Origin of the sequence: Prevotella sp. MGM2 (genome assembly GCF_002933955.1) — a bacterium.
Lineage (GTDB): Bacteria > Bacteroidota > Bacteroidia > Bacteroidales > Bacteroidaceae > Alloprevotella.
This window is the reverse complement of record NZ_BEWW01000046.1, coordinates 1-17,367: the sequence shown is the minus strand read 5'-3', so window position 1 is coordinate 17,367 and position 17,367 is coordinate 1. Positions and strand designations below refer to the sequence as shown.

General features: G+C 44.2%; 13 protein-coding genes and 3 tRNA genes. All 16 read left to right on the top strand.

Annotated features, from left to right (window positions below; all coding sequences use genetic code 11):
* Nucleotide 1: 1 nt before the first annotated feature.
* The 16 genes from C5S62_RS01100 to C5S62_RS01025 all read left to right on the top strand — a co-directional run bounded on the left by C5S62_RS01100 (nucleotide 2) and on the right by C5S62_RS01025 (nucleotide 17,239).
* Nucleotides 2–75: transfer RNA gene (locus C5S62_RS01100), tRNA-Asp, on the top strand.
* 12 nt (nucleotides 76–87) lie between these two features.
* Nucleotides 88–161 (top strand) — tRNA-Arg (locus C5S62_RS01095).
* Between the two features lie 10 nt (nucleotides 162–171).
* A tRNA-Arg gene (locus tag C5S62_RS01090) sits at nucleotides 172–245 on the top strand.
* 239 nt (nucleotides 246–484) lie between these two features.
* Nucleotides 485–1,483 (top strand): MoxR family ATPase, encoded by a 999-nt coding sequence (locus tag C5S62_RS01085; RefSeq protein ID WP_104403696.1) that lies wholly within the window; start codon nucleotides 485–487, stop codon nucleotides 1,481–1,483.
* 28 nt (nucleotides 1,484–1,511) lie between these two features.
* Nucleotides 1,512–2,381: a DUF58 domain-containing protein gene (locus C5S62_RS01080; RefSeq protein ID WP_104403695.1), complete on the top strand. Its 870-nt coding sequence runs from the start codon at nucleotides 1,512–1,514 to the stop codon at nucleotides 2,379–2,381.
* An 18-nt stretch (nucleotides 2,382–2,399) separates the two neighbouring features.
* The gene (locus C5S62_RS01075; RefSeq protein ID WP_104403694.1) at nucleotides 2,400–3,479 is read left to right on the top strand and encodes a BatD family protein; all 1,080 of its coding nucleotides are present in this window, start codon (nucleotides 2,400–2,402) and stop codon (nucleotides 3,477–3,479) included.
* 65 nt (nucleotides 3,480–3,544) lie between these two features.
* Nucleotides 3,545–4,552, top strand: a complete 1,008-nt coding sequence (locus tag C5S62_RS01070) for a VWA domain-containing protein (RefSeq protein WP_104403693.1) — start codon at nucleotides 3,545–3,547, stop codon at nucleotides 4,550–4,552.
* A gap of 62 nt (nucleotides 4,553–4,614) precedes the next feature.
* Nucleotides 4,615–5,631, top strand: a complete 1,017-nt coding sequence (locus C5S62_RS01065) for a VWA domain-containing protein (RefSeq protein ID WP_104403692.1) — start codon at nucleotides 4,615–4,617, stop codon at nucleotides 5,629–5,631.
* Nucleotides 5,628–6,269, top strand: coding sequence for a tetratricopeptide repeat protein (locus C5S62_RS01060; RefSeq protein ID WP_104403691.1), 642 nt, complete (start codon nucleotides 5,628–5,630; stop codon nucleotides 6,267–6,269). The genes C5S62_RS01065 and C5S62_RS01060 overlap by 4 nt, the downstream gene beginning before the upstream one ends.
* A 75-nt stretch (nucleotides 6,270–6,344) precedes the next feature.
* On the top strand, nucleotides 6,345–8,186 hold the full coding sequence (locus C5S62_RS01055) for a BatD family protein (RefSeq protein ID WP_104403690.1): 1,842 nt from the start codon (nucleotides 6,345–6,347) through the stop codon (nucleotides 8,184–8,186).
* Between the two features lie 8 nt (nucleotides 8,187–8,194).
* Nucleotides 8,195–8,962: a tetratricopeptide repeat protein gene (locus C5S62_RS01050; protein WP_172486144.1), complete on the top strand. Its 768-nt coding sequence runs from the start codon at nucleotides 8,195–8,197 to the stop codon at nucleotides 8,960–8,962.
* Nucleotides 8,963–8,970: 8 nt separating this feature from the next.
* Nucleotides 8,971–9,663 carry a phosphatase PAP2 family protein gene (locus C5S62_RS01045; protein ID WP_104403688.1) on the top strand — a complete coding sequence of 231 codons (693 nt, stop codon included), beginning with the start codon at nucleotides 8,971–8,973 and terminating at the stop codon, nucleotides 9,661–9,663.
* Between the two features lie 520 nt (nucleotides 9,664–10,183).
* Nucleotides 10,184–11,866, top strand: coding sequence for a glycosyltransferase (locus tag C5S62_RS01040; protein WP_104403687.1), 1,683 nt, complete (start codon nucleotides 10,184–10,186; stop codon nucleotides 11,864–11,866).
* Nucleotides 11,867–11,974: 108 nt separating this feature from the next.
* Entirely contained in the window at nucleotides 11,975–14,608 is a 2,634-nt protein-coding gene (glgP, locus tag C5S62_RS01035; RefSeq protein WP_104403686.1) for an alpha-glucan family phosphorylase, read from the top strand.
* Nucleotides 14,609–14,994: 386 nt separating this feature from the next.
* The gene (locus C5S62_RS01030; RefSeq protein WP_104403685.1) at nucleotides 14,995–15,519 is read left to right on the top strand and encodes a UpxY family transcription antiterminator; all 525 of its coding nucleotides are present in this window, start codon (nucleotides 14,995–14,997) and stop codon (nucleotides 15,517–15,519) included.
* A gap of 202 nt (nucleotides 15,520–15,721) precedes the next feature.
* Nucleotides 15,722–17,239, top strand: coding sequence for a hypothetical protein (locus C5S62_RS01025; protein ID WP_104403684.1), 1,518 nt, complete (start codon nucleotides 15,722–15,724; stop codon nucleotides 17,237–17,239).
* Nucleotides 17,240–17,367: the final 128 nt, after the last annotated feature.

Sequence of the window (17,367 nt, the reverse complement as noted above, 5' to 3'; positions counted from 1 at the left end):
AGGTGCGTTAGTTCAGTTGGTTAGAATACATGCCTGTCACGCATGGGGTCACGGGTTCGAGTCCCGTACGCACCGCTTATAAGGGAAGGCTCCTTAGCTCAACTGAATAGAGCATCTGACTACGGATCAGAAGGTTATAGGTTTGAATCCTATAGGAGTCACAAAATATAAGGCTCCTTAGCTCAACTGAATAGAGCATTTGACTACGGATCAAAAGGTTATAGGTTTGAATCCTATAGGAGTCACATAGTCCTGCAAGAAGCGGGACTTTTTTGTTTTATTTACCTAAGGCGGATGTCGTAATATCTTTAAAAGAGGATAGTTTTCTGATAAAGGAATTATTAATAGAAGGATTTTCACTATTTTTATAACGCAGATATAGATAATTGGTGTAATTTTGCCGCTAAAAAGAATAAAGGTGTATAAGAAAGCAGAACTTTAAGTTCTCCGTTTTCGAAAATAAAATTATCTTAAAAATAAGAATATGGCAGAACCTGTTGATATTCGTGCGCTTAACGCGATGATAGAAAGCCGGTCGGGCTTTATTACAGATTTGACAACCGGTATGAACCGCACCATTGTGGGGCAAAAGCACTTGATAAATTCCCTGCTTATCGGTTTGCTTAGTGACGGACATATTCTTTTGGAAGGTGTTCCGGGGTTGGCCAAAACTTTGGCAATAAAAACATTGGCAGGACTTGTTGAAGGTGAATTCAGCCGTTTGCAATTTACGCCGGATCTTTTGCCGGCTGATGTTGTTGGTACGATGATCTATAGTCAGAAGACGGAAACTTTTTCAGTAAAAAAAGGCCCGGTATTTGCTAATTTTGTGCTGGCTGATGAGATAAACCGTGCTCCGGCAAAAGTGCAGAGCGCGCTTCTTGAAGCCATGCAGGAACATCAGATTACTATTGGCGATGATACATGGGCATTGCCTGACCCGTTTTTAGTAATGGCTACGCAAAATCCGATAGAGCAGGAGGGGACATACGCTTTGCCGGAAGCGCAAGTGGACCGTTTTATGCTCAAGGTTATGGTGGGATATCCAACAATAGAAGAAGAAAAGAGCATTGTACGCAGTCATCTTGACGGCAGTATCGCCGCGGAAGTAAAACCTGTGACAGATGTTCGGCGTGTCGTGGAAGCACGAGAACTTGTCAAACAAATTTATTTAGATGAGCGAATAGCTCAGTATGTGGCTGATATTGTTTTTGCGACACGTTATCCGGAACAGTATAAAATGAATGAGCAGAAGGCAATGATAGCTTTTGGAGCTTCTCCGCGCGCATCTATTAATTTGGCATTGGCAGCCCGCGCGCAAGCTTTTATTCGGCGTCGTGGTTATGTTGTGCCTGAAGATATTCGGGATGTGGCTCATGAAGTCTTGCGTCATCGCATCGGGCTCACTTATGAGGCTGAAGCCATGAATGTTACAAGTGATGATCTTGTAACAGAGATATTGAATAAAGTGGAAGTTCCTTAACAGCTTTTTAAAAGACACTAATAAGATTATGGATACCAACGATTTGCTGCAGCGTGTGCGGCGGGTGGAAATAAAGACCCGGGCACTGACTAATGACATCTTTGCAGGCGAGTATCACTCGGCTTTCAAAGGGCGTGGCATGTCGTTTGCTGAAGTACGTGAATATCAAAGTGGTGATAATGTGCGCGATATAGACTGGAATGTGACAGCACGTCTTGGTCGGCCGCATATTAAAGTGTTTGAAGAAGAACGTGAACTGACAGTCATGTTGCTTATAGATATTTCCCGTAGTCAGGATTTTGGTACTCGTATGCGATCTATGCGTGAATTGGCAACAGAAATGGCAGCGACTATCGCTTTTTCCGCTATGCAGAATAACGATAAAATAGGTGTCATATTCTTTTCAGATCGTGTGGAGAAATACGTGCCGCCTAAGAAAGGACGGAAGCATATACTTTATATAATCCGTGAATTACTTGATTTTAAACCTGTGGGTGATCGGACTAATTTAGTGGCTCCGCTCGAAACGCTGATGAACGTACAGAAACGTCATTGTATTGCTTTTATTTTGAGTGATTTTTTAGGAGGTTCTGATCTTAAACGTCCTTTGATGGTGGCAGCCCGTAAACATGATGTCGTGGCTGTTAGACTTTATGACCGTTTAATGGCAGAGTTGCCCAAAGTCGGATTGATAAAAGTATTTGATGCGGAAACAGGTCATGAACAGTATGTGGATACTTCCTGTAAGAAGGTCCGCAATCAGCATCGTATATGGTGGGAGAGTGAACAGAAGCGTTTGGATGATTTGCTTTCACGGGTTGGCATTGATTTTGTTAGTGTCGCTACTGATGATGATTATGTTCGTTCTTTGATGTCTCTTTTTTCAAAACGTCATTAATAGATTTTAGTTGAAAGCATGAAAAAGGAATATATATTGTTGTTATTGTCTGTTTTTGTTCTAATAAGAGGAGTTGATGCACAAGTACAGGTGGATAGTAAACTCAATCGTGCTGAAATTGTTATCGGTGAACAAGCAGTTCTGACAACAACGGTAAGTGCCAATGCCAATCAGTCAGTAAAATTTCCGGAATATAAATCATCTGATACAATTGTCAAAGGACTTGAGGTACTTGAGTGTGGCGTTGTAGATACTACTTTCGTGAATAATGGTAAAAGGGTAACTTTAAGACGTGATTATTTGATTACATCGTTTGATTCTGCCCTTTATTCTATTCCTCAGATGGAAATAGAGGTCGATGGCCATATATATTCTTCGCGTAGCCGCTTGGGATTGAAGGTCGTTACTGTGCCGGTTGATACAACCAACGTAAATGACTTTAATGGTGCTTACAACGTTATGCCAATCCATTTCGAATGGGAATGGTCACTTGTTTTGTTGTGTCTGCCACTTTGGTTTTTTGTCGTTTTATTGTTGGTATTGGCTGTGCGTTTGTCTCGCCGTAAGCCAACAATGCGTCGTGTTGTAATACAGCCGCCAGTGCCGCCCTTTAAGAAAGCGAAGTTGGCTATGGAACAGATCCGAAATGATGCTGGTTGTAATGATGATATATCCAATAAAAAGTTTTTTATGGCTCTTACAGCAGTGCTGAAAACTTATTTGTCCGAACGTTTTGGTTTTAATGCCGTGGAAATGACTACAGGAGAAATTGAGAATGAGGTAACAGCTTATATAGATGAAACCGCTCAGCGCCGATTAAAAGGAGTTCTTAGAATCGCAGATTTTGTAAAGTTCGCCAAGCAAACAGCTACAAATGAAGAGCGACGCATGTGTTATGATGACGTTTTGACGTTAATGAATGATACCCGCGATGAAGTGATGGAAAGTCCTCAGCCAGTGGTTAAAATGGTGGAATATAGTGATACACATCAACATCGTATTCGTATAGCGTTGTGGATTTGTACAGGGGTTACTTTTTTAAGTTGTAGTCTGTGGTTTGCTAGATGCGTATATAAGATATGGAAAACTTATCTTTAAAAATGGATGATGTGTGTAGATTCCGGTTGTGGGAATATATTTAACAAAGATGATGTTTTGCAGTTATGACATTTGCCAATATTGAATATTTTCTTTTACTATTGCTGTTGGTGCCGTTCGTTTTATGGCATTTTCTCTTGCGTAACAGGCAAGAGGCCAGTATGCGCATGGCCACTACAGAGCAATACCGACAGATGCCGCGTACTTTTCGCACGTCAATGATACATTTGCCTTTTGTGTTGCGCATGTTCACCTTCGTTTTGCTTGTTATTGTTCTGGCGAGGCCGCAAACCCAAAATGCCTTGAGTGAGAAACAGACGGAAGGAATAGATATTGTTATGGCTATGGATATTTCAACCAGTATGCTAACTCCCGATTTGAAACCAAACCGTTTGGAGGCAGCTAAGCAAGTAGCTTATGAATTCATATCCAATCGTCCTAACGACAATATCGGTTTGACGCTTTTTGGCGGAGAAGCCTTTACTCAATGTCCGCTTACAGTTGATCACGCAGCTTTGTTGAGTATGTTTCGCACAGTGTCGTGTGATCTTCAGTCGCGTGGTATTATCAGTCCAGGAACTGCTGTCGGTATGGGGCTGGCTAATGCTGTTTCTCATTTGGAAAAAAGTAAAGCCAAGAGTAAAGTTGTTATTCTGTTGACGGATGGTGTAAACAATACGGGGGAAATATCCCCCCTTATGGCTGCAGATTTGGCCAGACAGCAAGGTATTCGTGTTTATACCATTGCGGTGGGAAAAGAGGGACAGCAGTCTCGTCAGGCTGTAGCGCAGTTGCCTAATGGTGAGGAGTACATCGCCGATGTTGATAATTCTGCAGATCCGGCTACGTTGCGTCAGATAGCTCAAAATACAGGTGGTGTTTTTTATCAGGCCGCCAGTAATCAGCGTCTGCAGGAAATATATTCAGATATAGATAAACTTGAAAAGACGAAATTGAAAATTTTGAATTATGACCGTCGTTATGATGCTTTTCAGTGGTTTGGATGGGCTGCATTGGTCTGCTTCTTATTGGAAATAGTCTTACGCCTTACATGGCTTAGGAGAATTCCATAGTGGTTTGTATGTCTATTCCCGACTTTTCCTGTTTAATCAAAAAATAAATAATAACAGCAATAATGTTCAGATTTGAGAATCCCGAATATTTATATCTTCTGCTGGCTCTTCCGCTTTTAGCCGGACTTTTTCTGTTAGTGATGAGACACTACAAACAGGTGCGCAGGCACTTGTGTGATGCGCGATTATTTAGGGAGCAAGTACCTGATTATTCCTGGAAACGTTCTATCACCAAGTTTGTGTTGTTAATGTCTGTATTGTTTTTCATTATTGTCATGCTAGCCCGTCCTCAGTTAGGTTTGGTTGAAGAAAAAGACAGCACCCAAGGCATTGAAGTGGCCTTTATCGTAGATGTATCCAATTCGATGCTGGCGCGTGATGTGTCTCCCAATCGCTTAGACCGTTCCAAGTTGTTAGTGTCGGCTTTGACAGACAGAATGAAGAATGATAAAATAGCTTTAGGTGTTTTTGCTGGCGAGGCATATCCTCAATTGCCTATAACCAATGATTATGTGTCTGCCAAACTATTCTTAGATAATTTTACTCCGGGGATGGTGACTTTGCAAGGTACAAGTCTGGCAAAAGCAATTAATCTCGGGCGTATCAGCTTTACCGACAATAAAGACGTTGGCAAGGCTATTGTCGTTATCACCGATGGTGAGGACCATGAGGAGGGAGCCATAGAAGCTGCCAAAGCAGCAAAAGAGGAAGGTCTTAAGGTTTATGTGCTCGGTGCGGGGACACCACAGGGGACTAAAATACAATGGCCCGATGGTACCTTTTTGCGCGACAGAGATAATCAGGAGGTTGTAACGGCGCTCAATGAAGATATGTGTCGGGAGGTGGCCAAAGCCGGTGGAGGTGCTTATTTTCGTATAGACAATTCAGATGCCGCCCAACAAGGGTTACAGGCTGAGTTTAGCCAATTGAAGAAAGCCGGCAATGTGTCTAATTTCAGTTCTTATGATGAACAGTTTCAGGCTGTGGCATTGTTGGCACTTATTCTCCTCATCGTTGAGATATTTGTGTTGGAACGTAAAAATCCTTTATTCAAACGTTTAAGATTATTCGGAAGATGAAACATTTGTATTCTTTGTTATTCTTTTTGGTATGGGGGATGCTGTTTTCCGGTAAACTGTGTGCTCAGAATGCTGAATGGCAGTATATAAAGGATGGTAATAAGCTCTTTAGACTAAAACAGTTCAATGCCGCCGAAGCCAGCTATAAGAAAGCTTTGAAAGTTAATTCTGCCAATGCGCGGGCTTATTATGACTTGGGCAATGTTTATATGGCGCAGGGCAGAGATTCTTTAGCCATGGCCCAATACGACGAAACGTTGCGATTGGAGCGTAATCCGATGAGCCGTTCCATGACCTATCATAACCGTGGAGTCATAGCTCAAAGTCGCGCTGCTGCCGCAAAGACAGAAGGCGTGAAACAGAATTTACTCAGAGAGGCCATAAAAGAATATAAAGGAGCTTTACGTGAAAATCCACAGGCTCAAAATTCACGATATAATCTGGCATTGTGTCAAAAACAGTTGAGGGAGTCTGAACAAGATCCTCAAAATCAGCCGCCTCCACCTTCCAAGCAGCAAGAACCCAACCCGCAACCGCAAAATAACCCGCTTATCAATTATGCCCGTCAGGCTGAACGGAAAGCCCGTGAGAAAATAAATCAAAACAAACATCAAAAATCTCTCGATAAGAACTGGTGAAATGCTTTGGAGGACCCCCTTCTGCAGCCAAAGACGCCGGATGATGTTCCATTACAAAAAAATAAGTCACAGAAAATGTCGTATATCAGATATGTGCTCCTTCTTTTAATTTTAGGTTGTACCACATCACAAGCCCAATTGCGTTTGGAGGTGGAGGCCCCTTCTAAGGTTGACATAAATGAAACTTATTTTCATATAACCTATACGATAGCCTCAGCCTCCACTCATGACTTTTCAAAGCCTCCGATGACAGGATTGGATGTGCTTGCCGGACCCGCTATGTCAGTCAATACCGTTTCATCAACGGTAATGTCCGGTGGCCGAAGCGTCAACCGTTCATCTTCATCTACCACTTTTACTTTTACGTTGGCCCCTTTGGAAAAAGGAACGTTCACCATTCCTGCTGCATCGGTTAAAGTGGACGGCAAGACGTACAAGTCCCCTCCTGTCACTATTCAGGTTACGGGAAACGGTAACCGGCAGAATGCAGGAAATCAGCAGCAGGCCTCTTCGCAAGATACTCCGTTGCGTACAGCCGGTTCGCGGGTGACCGACAAGGATTTGTATATCAGAGCCATTGTCGGGCGTGAGCAGGTTTATGAGCAGGAAGCCGTATCTTTGTCCTATAAGTTCTACGAGCGTCCAGGAGTAGGGTTGAACAGTGTTTCTTTGAGCAAGAAACCGGATTTCAAAGGAATGGTGTCGCTGGATATTCCCTTAAAGAACATTGACGCCGCAGTGGAGAGAGTAGGAGGGGAGATGTATCGTACTGGAGTCGTTCAGCAATATGTAGTTTTCCCACAACAAACCGGCCGAATTACTATTCCCGGACTGACGTTCAACTGTGTCGTTCTTCAGCAGGAAGCCGGACTTAGTCTGATAGATGCGTTTTTTAATGGCGGCGGCAACATCGGTTACTCCCTGACGCGTAATGTTCCGGAAACCTTTATAGAGGTCAAACCATTGCCGCAACCTCGTCCGTCAGGTTTTTCTGGTGGAGTAGGGCAGTTTTCCGTAAGAGGTGATTTGCTGACGGAAACCCCTCGTACAAACGACATGGTGACCTATCGACTCACTGTTTCCGGTTCTGGAAATCTGCAATTGCTTACGGCGCCTTCAATTACTTTTCCCGCCGATTTTGATGTTTATTCCCCAAAAGTCACAGATAATACAAAAGTGTTGGCTGGTGGTGTGACCGGTGACATCATTTTTGATTATACATTTGTGCCACGTAATGTTGGCCAATACGATATTCCTGCCATTGATTTCATCTATTTCAATCCTTCTGACGGTACATATCAGACAAAGACAGTACCTTCACTCCACATGAACATAGAAAAAGGAAATCGCAGCGATGCCGATTTGGAGCGTGAGCGCACTTTGCGCAGTAGTGACATACGGGACATCAAGACGGGGACAGTCCGGTTTGATTCTGAGGCTGCTTTCATTTGGTGGGGAACTTCAGGATATTGGGCCGTTGTGGCGGGCATCCTTCTTTTCTTTATTCTTTTGGTTGCCGTTTTGCGGCGTCATAACCGTGCCAATGCCGATGTTGTGGCCCGTAGGCGGAGTAAGGCTGTCCGTCAGGCAAAGCGCCGTCTCAGGCTGGCCGGCCGTATGTTGAAGAAAGGCGATCAGAAAGCATTCTATACGGAGTTGTCACGGGCGCTGAATGCTTATTTGTCTGACAAACTGAGCGTGGAGGTGGCCGCATTGAACGATGATCGGTTGATTTATGAAATGAATCAACGGGGCGTCAGTGAGGAACAGTTTTCTCCTTTCCGACAGTTACTGGAGGAGTGCGGGTTCGCACGTTTCGCTCCTGCAGCCGATGGCAACGGAGCTAATGAGTTGTACCGACGGGCTTTGGATGAGATAACCAGGCTCGACAATCTGTTGAAAACAGTTGATAAATGAGAAGAGTTATGAGATATATTCTGACAATATTCTTCCTGTTTTGGGGAGTATCGGTTGTTTCATCCGGTGTGCCGGCCGTTTCCATGGAGCAGGCCGACAGCGTTTATCGCAAGAAAAATTATAAGGCGGCAGCTGAGCTTTATGAAAAAATAATCAAGGAAAAGGGCGTCAGCGTTACGGCGTATTATAATTTGGGTAATGCTTATTTCCGTCAGAAGGAATATGCCAAGGCTATCCTGAATTATGAGCGGGCTCTCCGCCTTGCCCCTTCCGATGAAGATGTTAGATTCAATTTGGCTGTGGCGCGCTCCAAGGCTTCAGTGCCACAGGTGAATGCTTCCGAAATGTTTTTCATAACTTGGATAGACCGTTTCATACGTAACCGTTCGGCAAATGTATGGGGGCTTTGGGCTTTGGGCTTTTTACTGTTTTCATTGGGCAGTCTTCTTGTTTATATTTTCTTTCATCGTACCTGGTTGCGCAAGACAGGGTTTGCAGCCATGTCGTTTTTTCTTTTGGGACTAGTTTTCTGTACGGTGGCTGCCGCCTTGCAGAAGAACCGTTTCCACAACGAAGAGCGGGCAGTGGTGATGGAGAGTGCTTCTTTTGTCACTGATGCTCCGAAGGCGAAAAAACGTATGCTGGTTTCCGGTCAGGCAGTCAGAGTGATAGACAAAAGTCCCGATGGCCGTTGGCAGGTGCAGCTTTCGGGAGAAAATACGGTAGGATGGATTGACGGAAAAGCGCTGCAGTCTGTTCATGTGGTCATAAATTAATTGATAAGATGCTGGAGCAAGTCGTAAAATTCGATCAGAGTCTGACTTTGGCTTTAAACGGGAGTGACTCTTTGTTCCTCGATGGCTTTGCCTTGGGAATAACCGCTACGGTCACGTGGCTGCCGGCTGTGGTCGTGTTGTTGTATGTCATCATTCGTGCCGGTGAGATGCGTGATATTTGTCTGACCGTCTTGGCGCTAGCGCTTTGCATTCTTTTGGCTGATCAGGTGGCATCGGGCATATTCAAGCCGCTGGTGGCCCGGCCTCGCCCGGCAGGTGACCCTTCATTAATGTATCTGGTCGATGTGGTCGGCGGATATCGGGGTGGAAAATACGGATTCTTCTCCAGTCATGCCTCCAACACTTTTGCCGTGGCCGTTTTTCTCAGTTTGCTGGTCAGACACAAACCTTTCACCTGGGTGCTTCTCTCATGGGCTTTGCTCAACTGTTGGTCAAGGGTGTATCTGGGGGTACATTATGTCGGCGACATTTTGGCCGGTATCGTTTGGGGAGTTGTGGTAGGCTGCTCCGTTTATTGGGGATATCGCAAGATTATTCCTCTTCGTGTTCGGGTGAATGTGGCGAATGCCAATGTCCGCACTGTCTCCGGTTTTATTCTGGATGATGTGCGTTGGCTCATGATAACCCTGCTGTTGCTCTATTGCTATTGTTGTGTCAGAGGGTTCTTGTTTCAGGGCTGATGTCGATTGTCCTTTTTTTCCGAAAATGGGAATCTGTGGTTTTTAACATTACTTGTTTTTCGGCGGAAAATGTTGTATATTTGTAACAGCGAAGAGGGTGGTCTGCAATGATTGCCCTCTTTTTTGTTGTCTGTCAGAGCTTTTTGAAGGCAAAAAAGGAGTTTTCGTTTGGAAAAAGTCCGTATTTCCGTAAAAAATCCAAGTAATCTTTTTTGAAAAGTCCTTATTGCAGTTTTGATGAAACACCGTTTCAGCCTTCCGGAATCTGATTGAAATGTATAGAAAAGTTAAAAAAGTTAATGCTGGAATGGTAAAAAAATCCGCTCTTCAAATGGCGGCACAAATAAGCGGGCATGGCCCGTATTCAGGTATGATTTGAGCTTTTGGAGAGAATCATAAAATCTTTTTAAAGGTAGCAGACGTGAATGTTTTCTTGTTCCCTGAACGTCATTTAATGATAGCCCGTATTGCTAACTCGCAAAAAAATAGTACCTTTGCACCCGCAAAAGATTAGACTGTTATGAGTAACAAGAAGCTATCTCCCGACTTTATTTTTGAGACCAGTTGGGAAGTTTGTAATAAGGTTGGTGGAATTTACACCGTTCTGTCCTCCAGAGCCAAGACGCTTCAGGAGGTTTTTCCCGATAAAGTTGTGTTTTTAGGTCCGGATTTGCGGAATGATGCGGCTCCTTTCAAAGAGGACCCCCTCCTGTTGCCAAAGTGGAAGGAGGCTGCCGCCCGTGCCGGTCTTGCCGTTCGCATAGGTCGTTGGATGGTTCCAGGGAATCCTGTAGCCGTACTGATTGATTTTTCTCCGCTGTATGCCGATAAAGATCAGATTTACGCCAAGGCCTGGGAGTATTTCCATGTCGATTCTTTGCGTGCGTATGGTGACTATGATGAGGCATCGATGTTTTCGGTGGCGGCAGGCCGTTTTGCCGAGGCTGTCATCTGTGAGTGTCTTGCCTCTTCGGACAAGATTGTTTATCAGGCCCATGAATGGATGAGCGGCCTTGGCATGCTTTTCCTGAAAAAGGCGTTGCCGCAGGTGGCAACTATCTTTACTACCCATGCTACCAGCATCGGCCGTTCCATAGCCGGCAACAACAAGTTGCTTTATGCCTATTTCGAAGGATATGATGGCGACCAGATGGCGGCCGAACTCAGCATGGAGGCCAAACACAGCATAGAAAAGAAGTCAGCTCATGGTGCCGATTGCTTCACGACCGTCAGCCGTTTCACGGATAAGGAATGTGTGCAGCTGCTCGATAAAAAGGCCGATGTGGTTCTTCCCAATGGATTTGAGAATGATTTTGTGCCCAAAGGCGCTACATTTACAGCCAGACGCCGTGCGGCGCGCAAGGCTGTTGTGAATGTGGCTTCAGCTTTGACGGGAGAGGATATCTCAGATGACGTCCTGATTGTTTCGACTAGCGGGCGCAATGATTTCCGCTGTAAGGGATTTGATGTCTTCCTTGAAGCTATGGCACAACTTAACGCCCGCCTGAAGAGCAAAATGAATGCCCGTGCCGAAGTAGGCCCGCGTACAAAAGTGCTGGCATTGATAGAAGTGCCTTGCTGGCTGCTGGGGCCGCGTCAGGATTTGGCCGCACGTCTGTCCGGTAAGAAGGAAAAATGTCAGTCGCCGCTGCCGCTGCCCATGATCACCCATGACCTTCACAATATTAACGAAGACCGTATAATGGGTATGATAAAGCAACTCGGCTTGTGGAACAGTGCCGATGATGCGGTAAAAGTCATACTGGTACCGTGTTATCTCGAAGGTAATGACGGAATATTCAACATGCCGTATTACGATTTGCTCATGGCTAATGATCTGAGCCTTTATCCCTCTTATTACGAGCCTTGGGGATACACACCGCTTGAGAGTTGTGCCTTTAAGATTCCTTGCATTACTACCGACTTGTCCGGATTCGGCCAGTGGGTGGACGAAGTGCTTGGTCACAGCGGCACTCTTACCGATGGTGTCAGTGTCATTCATCGTGATGATAACAATTATTTTGAAGCTGCCCGTGAAATCTGCCTGGCTATGGAGTATATGATCGGAGCAACAGCTAAGGAGCGCGAAGCCAACCGTAAGAAGGCAGCCAAACTGGCTGAAAAAGCCCAGTGGCAGCATTTTATCAAGCATTATTATGAGGCCTACGACTTTGCCTTGCGTAAGGCTGGCGGAAAGTCCTGACAGGTTGTCCGTTTCCCTGAAAATGTAAGATATGAGGGAATAATGCCGGAGTAGCGGCTATGATACCATGGCAAAGAACATGAAATAATCAACTCAAATAATAAATACATGAACGTAAAAGTAAGTAATTCAAACACGCCTAACTGGAAAGTGGTGACCGTGAAAAGTCATATTCCTGAGGCATTGAAAAAACTCGACGAAATCGCTCACAACCTTTGGTGGACCTGGAACACAGAAGGGTTGGATTTGTTCCGTTCGCTTGACAAGGAACTGTGGCATGAAGTGGACAAAAATCCGATTGAACTGCTCAGCCGCATCAGCTATAAGCGCCTGAAGGAACTTGCCGCCGATGAGGAACTGCTGGCCCGCATGAATAAGGTTTATGACAACTTCCGTGCCTACATGGACGTTAAGCCCGATGCCAAGCGTGCCTCTGTGGCTTATTTCTGCATGGAGTACGGTTTGAACCATATTCTTAAGATTTATTCCGGCGGTCTTGGAATCCTGGCCGGCGACTACTTGAAAGAGGCTTCCGACAGCAATGTCGACATGTGTGCCGTCGGTTTCCTCTATCGTTACGGCTATTTCACACAGGCCCTCTCCATGGACGGCCAGCAGATAGCCAACTATGACACTCAGAACTTTGACCGTTTGCCCATTGAGCGTGTGCTCGATGAAAACGGCAATCAGGTGATCGTTGATGTTCCTTTCCCCAACTATCAGGTTCATGCCTCCGTATGGCGTGTCAATGTGGGACGTATCGCCCTTTACTTGCTCGACACTGACAACGAACTTAACTCTGAATATGACCGCACCATTACGCATGCCCTTTATGGCGGCGATTGGGAAAACCGTATAAAACAGGAGTATCTTCTTGGTATTGGCGGTATGCTCACGTTGCAGAAACTGGGGATCAAAAAAGACGTTTACCACTGCAACGAAGGCCATGCGGCTCTTTGCAACGTACAGCGTTTGGTTGACTACGTAGAGAGCGGCCTCAGTTTCAATGAGGCTCTCGAATTAGTGCGTGCCAGTTCTCTTTACACCGTCCATACGCCGGTGCCTGCCGGTCACGACTATTTTGACGAAGGCCTTTTCGGAAAGTATATGGGTGGCTTCCCCGCCCGTTTGGGCATTTCATGGGACGACTTCATGGGACTCGGACGTACCAATCCCGATGACCGTGGAGAGAAATTCTGTATGTCAACTTTCCTCTGCAAGACTTGTCAGGAAGTGAACGGCGTTAGCTGGTTGCACGGCAAGGTGAGCCAGCAGATGTTTAAGGGCATCTGGCCGGGTTATCTCCCTGATGAAAACTATCCTGATCATGAAATCCGTGATCACGAAGGTTGGTTTGACCTTTACAATGAGCATAGCGAGGAAAGCCATGTCGGCTACGTTACCAATGGTGTTCACCTCCCGACGTGGACTGCCAAGGAGTGGAAGGCTGTTTATAATAAATATTTTGACAAGAGCTTTCTGGGTGATCAGAGCAACGGCAAGATTTGGGAGAAAATTTACGAGGTGCCCGATGAGGTTATCTGGCAGACACGTGTTAAATTGAAAACCAAACTTATCGAGTATATTCGCGGCCGTTTCCGCGACACCTGGTTGAAAAATCAGGGCGATCCCTCGCGTGTGGTTTCCCTGCTCGACAAGATTAACCCCAACGCTCTTCTCATCGGCTTTGCCCGTCGTTTTGCCACTTACAAGCGCGCCCACTTGTTGTTCTCCGACCTTGACCGCCTTTCCAAAATAGTGAATAATCCTGACTATCCGGTGCAATTCCTTTTTGCCGGTAAGGCTCACCCTGCCGATGGTGCCGGACAAGGACTTATCAAGCGTATTTTTGAAATCTCGCAGCGTCCGGAGTTTATGGGTAAAATCATTTTCCTCGAAAACTATGACATGCAGCTGGCCCGCCGTCTCGTCTCTGGTGTGGACATCTGGATGAATACTCCGACTCGCCCGCTTGAGGCTTCTGGTACGTCCGGTGAGAAGGCCCTGATGAACGGTGTTGTCAATCTTTCCGTCCTTGACGGCTGGTGGTATGAGGGGTATCGCGAAGGTGCCGGCTGGGCTTTGACCGACCGTCGTACTTATCAGAATCAGGATCATCAGGACAAACTCGACGCTTCTACGATTTATACCATGTTTGAGCAGGAAATCATTCCTCTCTACTATGCCCGTAACCGCAAAGGGTATAGTGAGAACTGGGTTCATACCGTGAAGAACTCGATAGCTCAGATAGCTCCTCAGTATACGATGAAGCGTCAGCTCGATGATTATTTTGACCGTTTCTACAACAAGGAAGCCGCTCGTTTCAAGTTGCTCAGTGCCGACGGCAATAAGAAAGCCAAGGAAATCGCGGCATGGAAAGAGTTTGTGGCCGAGCGTTGGGATGATATCCGTATTGTGTCTTCTGAGCGCAGTGAGAATTTGGCTACAGCCAATCTTGTAAGTGATAAGGAATTTACCGTTAAATGGGTAATCGATGAACAAGGCCTTGAAGATGCTATCGGCATAGATCTTGTGGTTCTGACTACCGGCGCAAACGGCAAGGACAGCATCTATCAGGTATTCCCGATGAATGTTACCAAGCAGGAAGGCAATCTTTATACTTTCGAGCTGAAAGCCAGCATAGACGTTGCCGGTGCTTTCAAGGTTGCTTATCGTATGTATCCAAAGAGCAAGGATCTGGTACATCGTCAGGATTTCTGTTACGTTCGTTGGTTCGTATAGAACCATCTCTTTATCTGTCATAAAAGGCCTGCCGGTTTCCAATCGGCAGGCCTTTTATAATGATGGAATGTCTGGATATTTATTATATAATAAATAACATTAAGTAAATTTAATCTATTCTTCAATCATGTTTCGGATGGATTTTTTTTTGTATATAAATGACATTAAGAAAAATTGGACGTTTGTGAAATTAATTGTATCTTTGCAAATACAATAGGAAAAGGGAAGCAATTCTGTTCGAGGTGATATTTTTGTTTTGCCCCTGCGGTATTATTATAATTAATTGAAATTCAGTATTTTACTAAGGTTTCAATGTCCCCTTTCTATGTTTTTTTAGGTGCAGGCACTTTCTCTTGGAATCTTTAGGCAACCATAGCAGAGAACCTTTGTATTGGTTCGTTTTGCGCATAACCTATCAGCGTGAGCGAGCAGTGAAACTTCAATTGGACAGATTGGGGATAGAGAATTTTGTGCCCATGCAGCGTGTCCGTCGGCGCAATGCCCAAGGACGTTTTTATTATTCCGTTGAAGCCGCTCTTCATAATTACGTTTTTGTGCATGCCACACATTCGGAAATAGCGACAATAAAGCGTGACACAATACCTGATTTACGTTACGTCATGCGTAACGTTGACGGTTTGCGCCGTATCATGACGGTACCTGAAGAACAAATGAGAAGTTTCATAGCAGTAGCCGGCAATCCTGACGAGCATGTTCTTTTTCTGCCTCCTCAGGAACTGGATTTTTCCAAAGGGCAGCGTGTCCGTATATTGGGCGGTCCGTTTGAAGGAGTGGAAGGCGTTTTCATGCGTGTTAGCAATAAGCATGAAAAACGTGTGGTAGTTCAGATTGCAGGTCTCGTGGCTGTAGCAACAACAACCCTTCCTGCTGTTTTAGTGGAGAGAATTTGAAATGAGCATTTTATATGCTATGGCAAAATATGAAATAATTATATTTTACGTCTGAATCTTTTTATCTCATAATATAAGCTGAAGTTTGGTTAATAGTTGTGATACTTTAGCTTATTTCTTTCCTGACATTTATATTTTTCTCTTTTGATTCTGCTTTACTCCAATTAGTTGAAGCTGGAATGTTGGGTATATTATAATCATAATGTCGTTAACATCTGAAAATAATAAGCGTATAGCCAAAAATACCGGCATGCTTTATGTGCGTATGTTGTTGATGATGTGCGTAACGCTTTATACTTCCAGAGTAGTATTGGAGGCTTTGGGCGTAGAAGACTATGGCATTAACAATGTGGTGGCTGGTTTTGTTTCTATCTTAGGTTTTTATACCAGTAGCCTTTCTAATGCGGCACAACGCTATTTGAGTCTCGGACTTGGTCAGAATAATCATGAAATGACTGTTGCTGGTTTCCGGCAGTGTTTTACATTGATGTTAGTCATTTCTGTTTTAATATTTTTTTTAGGCGAAACAATAGGTTTATGGTTTGTCTGTAATAAATTAGTAATACCACCAGAGCGTTTGTCTGCAGCTATTTGGCTGTATCAATTTGCTTTGATTTCTATGACATGCTCCATTAATCAAGTGAGTTTTGTTGCAGTGATCATTGCTAGGGAAAAAATGAACTTCTATGCTTATTTAGGTTTGTTGGAGGCTTTTTCCAGATTAGCGGTTGCCTACGTTTTGATTATAGCGCGATCGGATCTTTTGATTCTTTTTGGAGCACTTACTGCAATTTCTTCGGTTTTGTCTTTTTCTTTATATGTATGGTATTGTCGGAAAAGCTTTGATGAATGCGTTTGTAAGATGTATTGGAATGCTCCGCTTGTAAAGGAAATGTCTGGTTTTATCGGATATAATCTATTTGGTTGTTTTGCGTGGTCTGCCGGAATACAAGGAGTTAACATCTTGCTGAATTTGTTTTTTGGCCCTTTAGTGAATGCGGCTCGTGCCGTAGCCGTACAAATAAGTGCTGCTGTGTCCCGTTTTACAGATAGCATAATGACAGCAGTAAAACCTCCTATCATAAAATCCTATTCTTCAGGTAATGTAAAGTATATGATAATGTTGATAGAGAAAAGTTCGAAATACTCTTTTATGTTGGCATGTCTTATTGTTTTTCCTGTTCTATTTGAAACGGAACTGGTTTTACATTTATGGTTGGGAAAGGTTCCAGAATACGCAGTAGTTTTTACACGATTAGTTTTATGTGAACAGCTGGTTGGTGTGCTTGTTCCTCCCTTATGGATAGCGGCTAATGCAACTGGGAACATAAAGAATAGTCAGGTTTTTGGTCGTTTATTTACATTGTCCGTATTACCAATAAGCTATTTCTTGCTTTTTTATATAAAAAATCCAGCATTACCGATGATTTTACTTGTTATAGCTCAGATTGGCTATTGGCTCTATAATTTGTACGATATACATAGGCAAGTACAGTTGGATTTATCTCATTATTTCCGTAGGGTTATACTGCCTTCGACGCTTTTAGTTTCAATAGTGTATTTGATTGGAGAGATACTTCAGTCTTCTTTCTCGCCTTCACTTCTACGGTTGATAGTGATGGGTTGTTGCATGTTATTGGCAGTAGTTTTTGTTTTTTTGATTATGTCAGAGCCTTCAGAACGTGATTTTGTAAGAAAAATGATAAAGAAAAAGTTTTAAGAATTTATTCATGATACCCAAGAAAATTCATTATTGTTGGTTCGGTCGTGGTCCGCTTCCCGACTTGGCGAAGAAGTGTATCGCTTCATGGCGCAAATATCTTCCTGAATATGAAATAAAGGAATGGA

What these genes read in the sequence shown, in the direction of transcription:
- C5S62_RS01085 (WP_104403696.1), top strand. Translation starts at nt 485, where the DNA reads ATGGCAGAACCTGTTGATATTCGTGCGCTTAACGCGATGATAGAAAGC.
- C5S62_RS01080 (WP_104403695.1), top strand. Translation starts at nt 1,512, where the DNA reads ATGGATACCAACGATTTGCTGCAGCGTGTGCGGCGGGTGGAAATAAAG.
- C5S62_RS01075 (WP_104403694.1), top strand. Translation starts at nt 2,400, where the DNA reads ATGAAAAAGGAATATATATTGTTGTTATTGTCTGTTTTTGTTCTAATA.
- C5S62_RS01070 (WP_104403693.1), top strand. Translation starts at nt 3,545, where the DNA reads ATGACATTTGCCAATATTGAATATTTTCTTTTACTATTGCTGTTGGTG.
- C5S62_RS01065 (WP_104403692.1), top strand. Translation starts at nt 4,615, where the DNA reads ATGTTCAGATTTGAGAATCCCGAATATTTATATCTTCTGCTGGCTCTT.
- C5S62_RS01060 (WP_104403691.1), top strand. Translation starts at nt 5,628, where the DNA reads ATGAAACATTTGTATTCTTTGTTATTCTTTTTGGTATGGGGGATGCTG.
- C5S62_RS01055 (WP_104403690.1), top strand. Translation starts at nt 6,345, where the DNA reads ATGTCGTATATCAGATATGTGCTCCTTCTTTTAATTTTAGGTTGTACC.
- C5S62_RS01050 (WP_172486144.1), top strand. Translation starts at nt 8,195, where the DNA reads ATGAGATATATTCTGACAATATTCTTCCTGTTTTGGGGAGTATCGGTT.
- C5S62_RS01045 (WP_104403688.1), top strand. Translation starts at nt 8,971, where the DNA reads ATGCTGGAGCAAGTCGTAAAATTCGATCAGAGTCTGACTTTGGCTTTA.
- C5S62_RS01040 (WP_104403687.1), top strand. Translation starts at nt 10,184, where the DNA reads ATGAGTAACAAGAAGCTATCTCCCGACTTTATTTTTGAGACCAGTTGG.
- glgP (WP_104403686.1), top strand. Translation starts at nt 11,975, where the DNA reads ATGAACGTAAAAGTAAGTAATTCAAACACGCCTAACTGGAAAGTGGTG.
- C5S62_RS01025 (WP_104403684.1), top strand. Translation starts at nt 15,722, where the DNA reads ATGTCGTTAACATCTGAAAATAATAAGCGTATAGCCAAAAATACCGGC.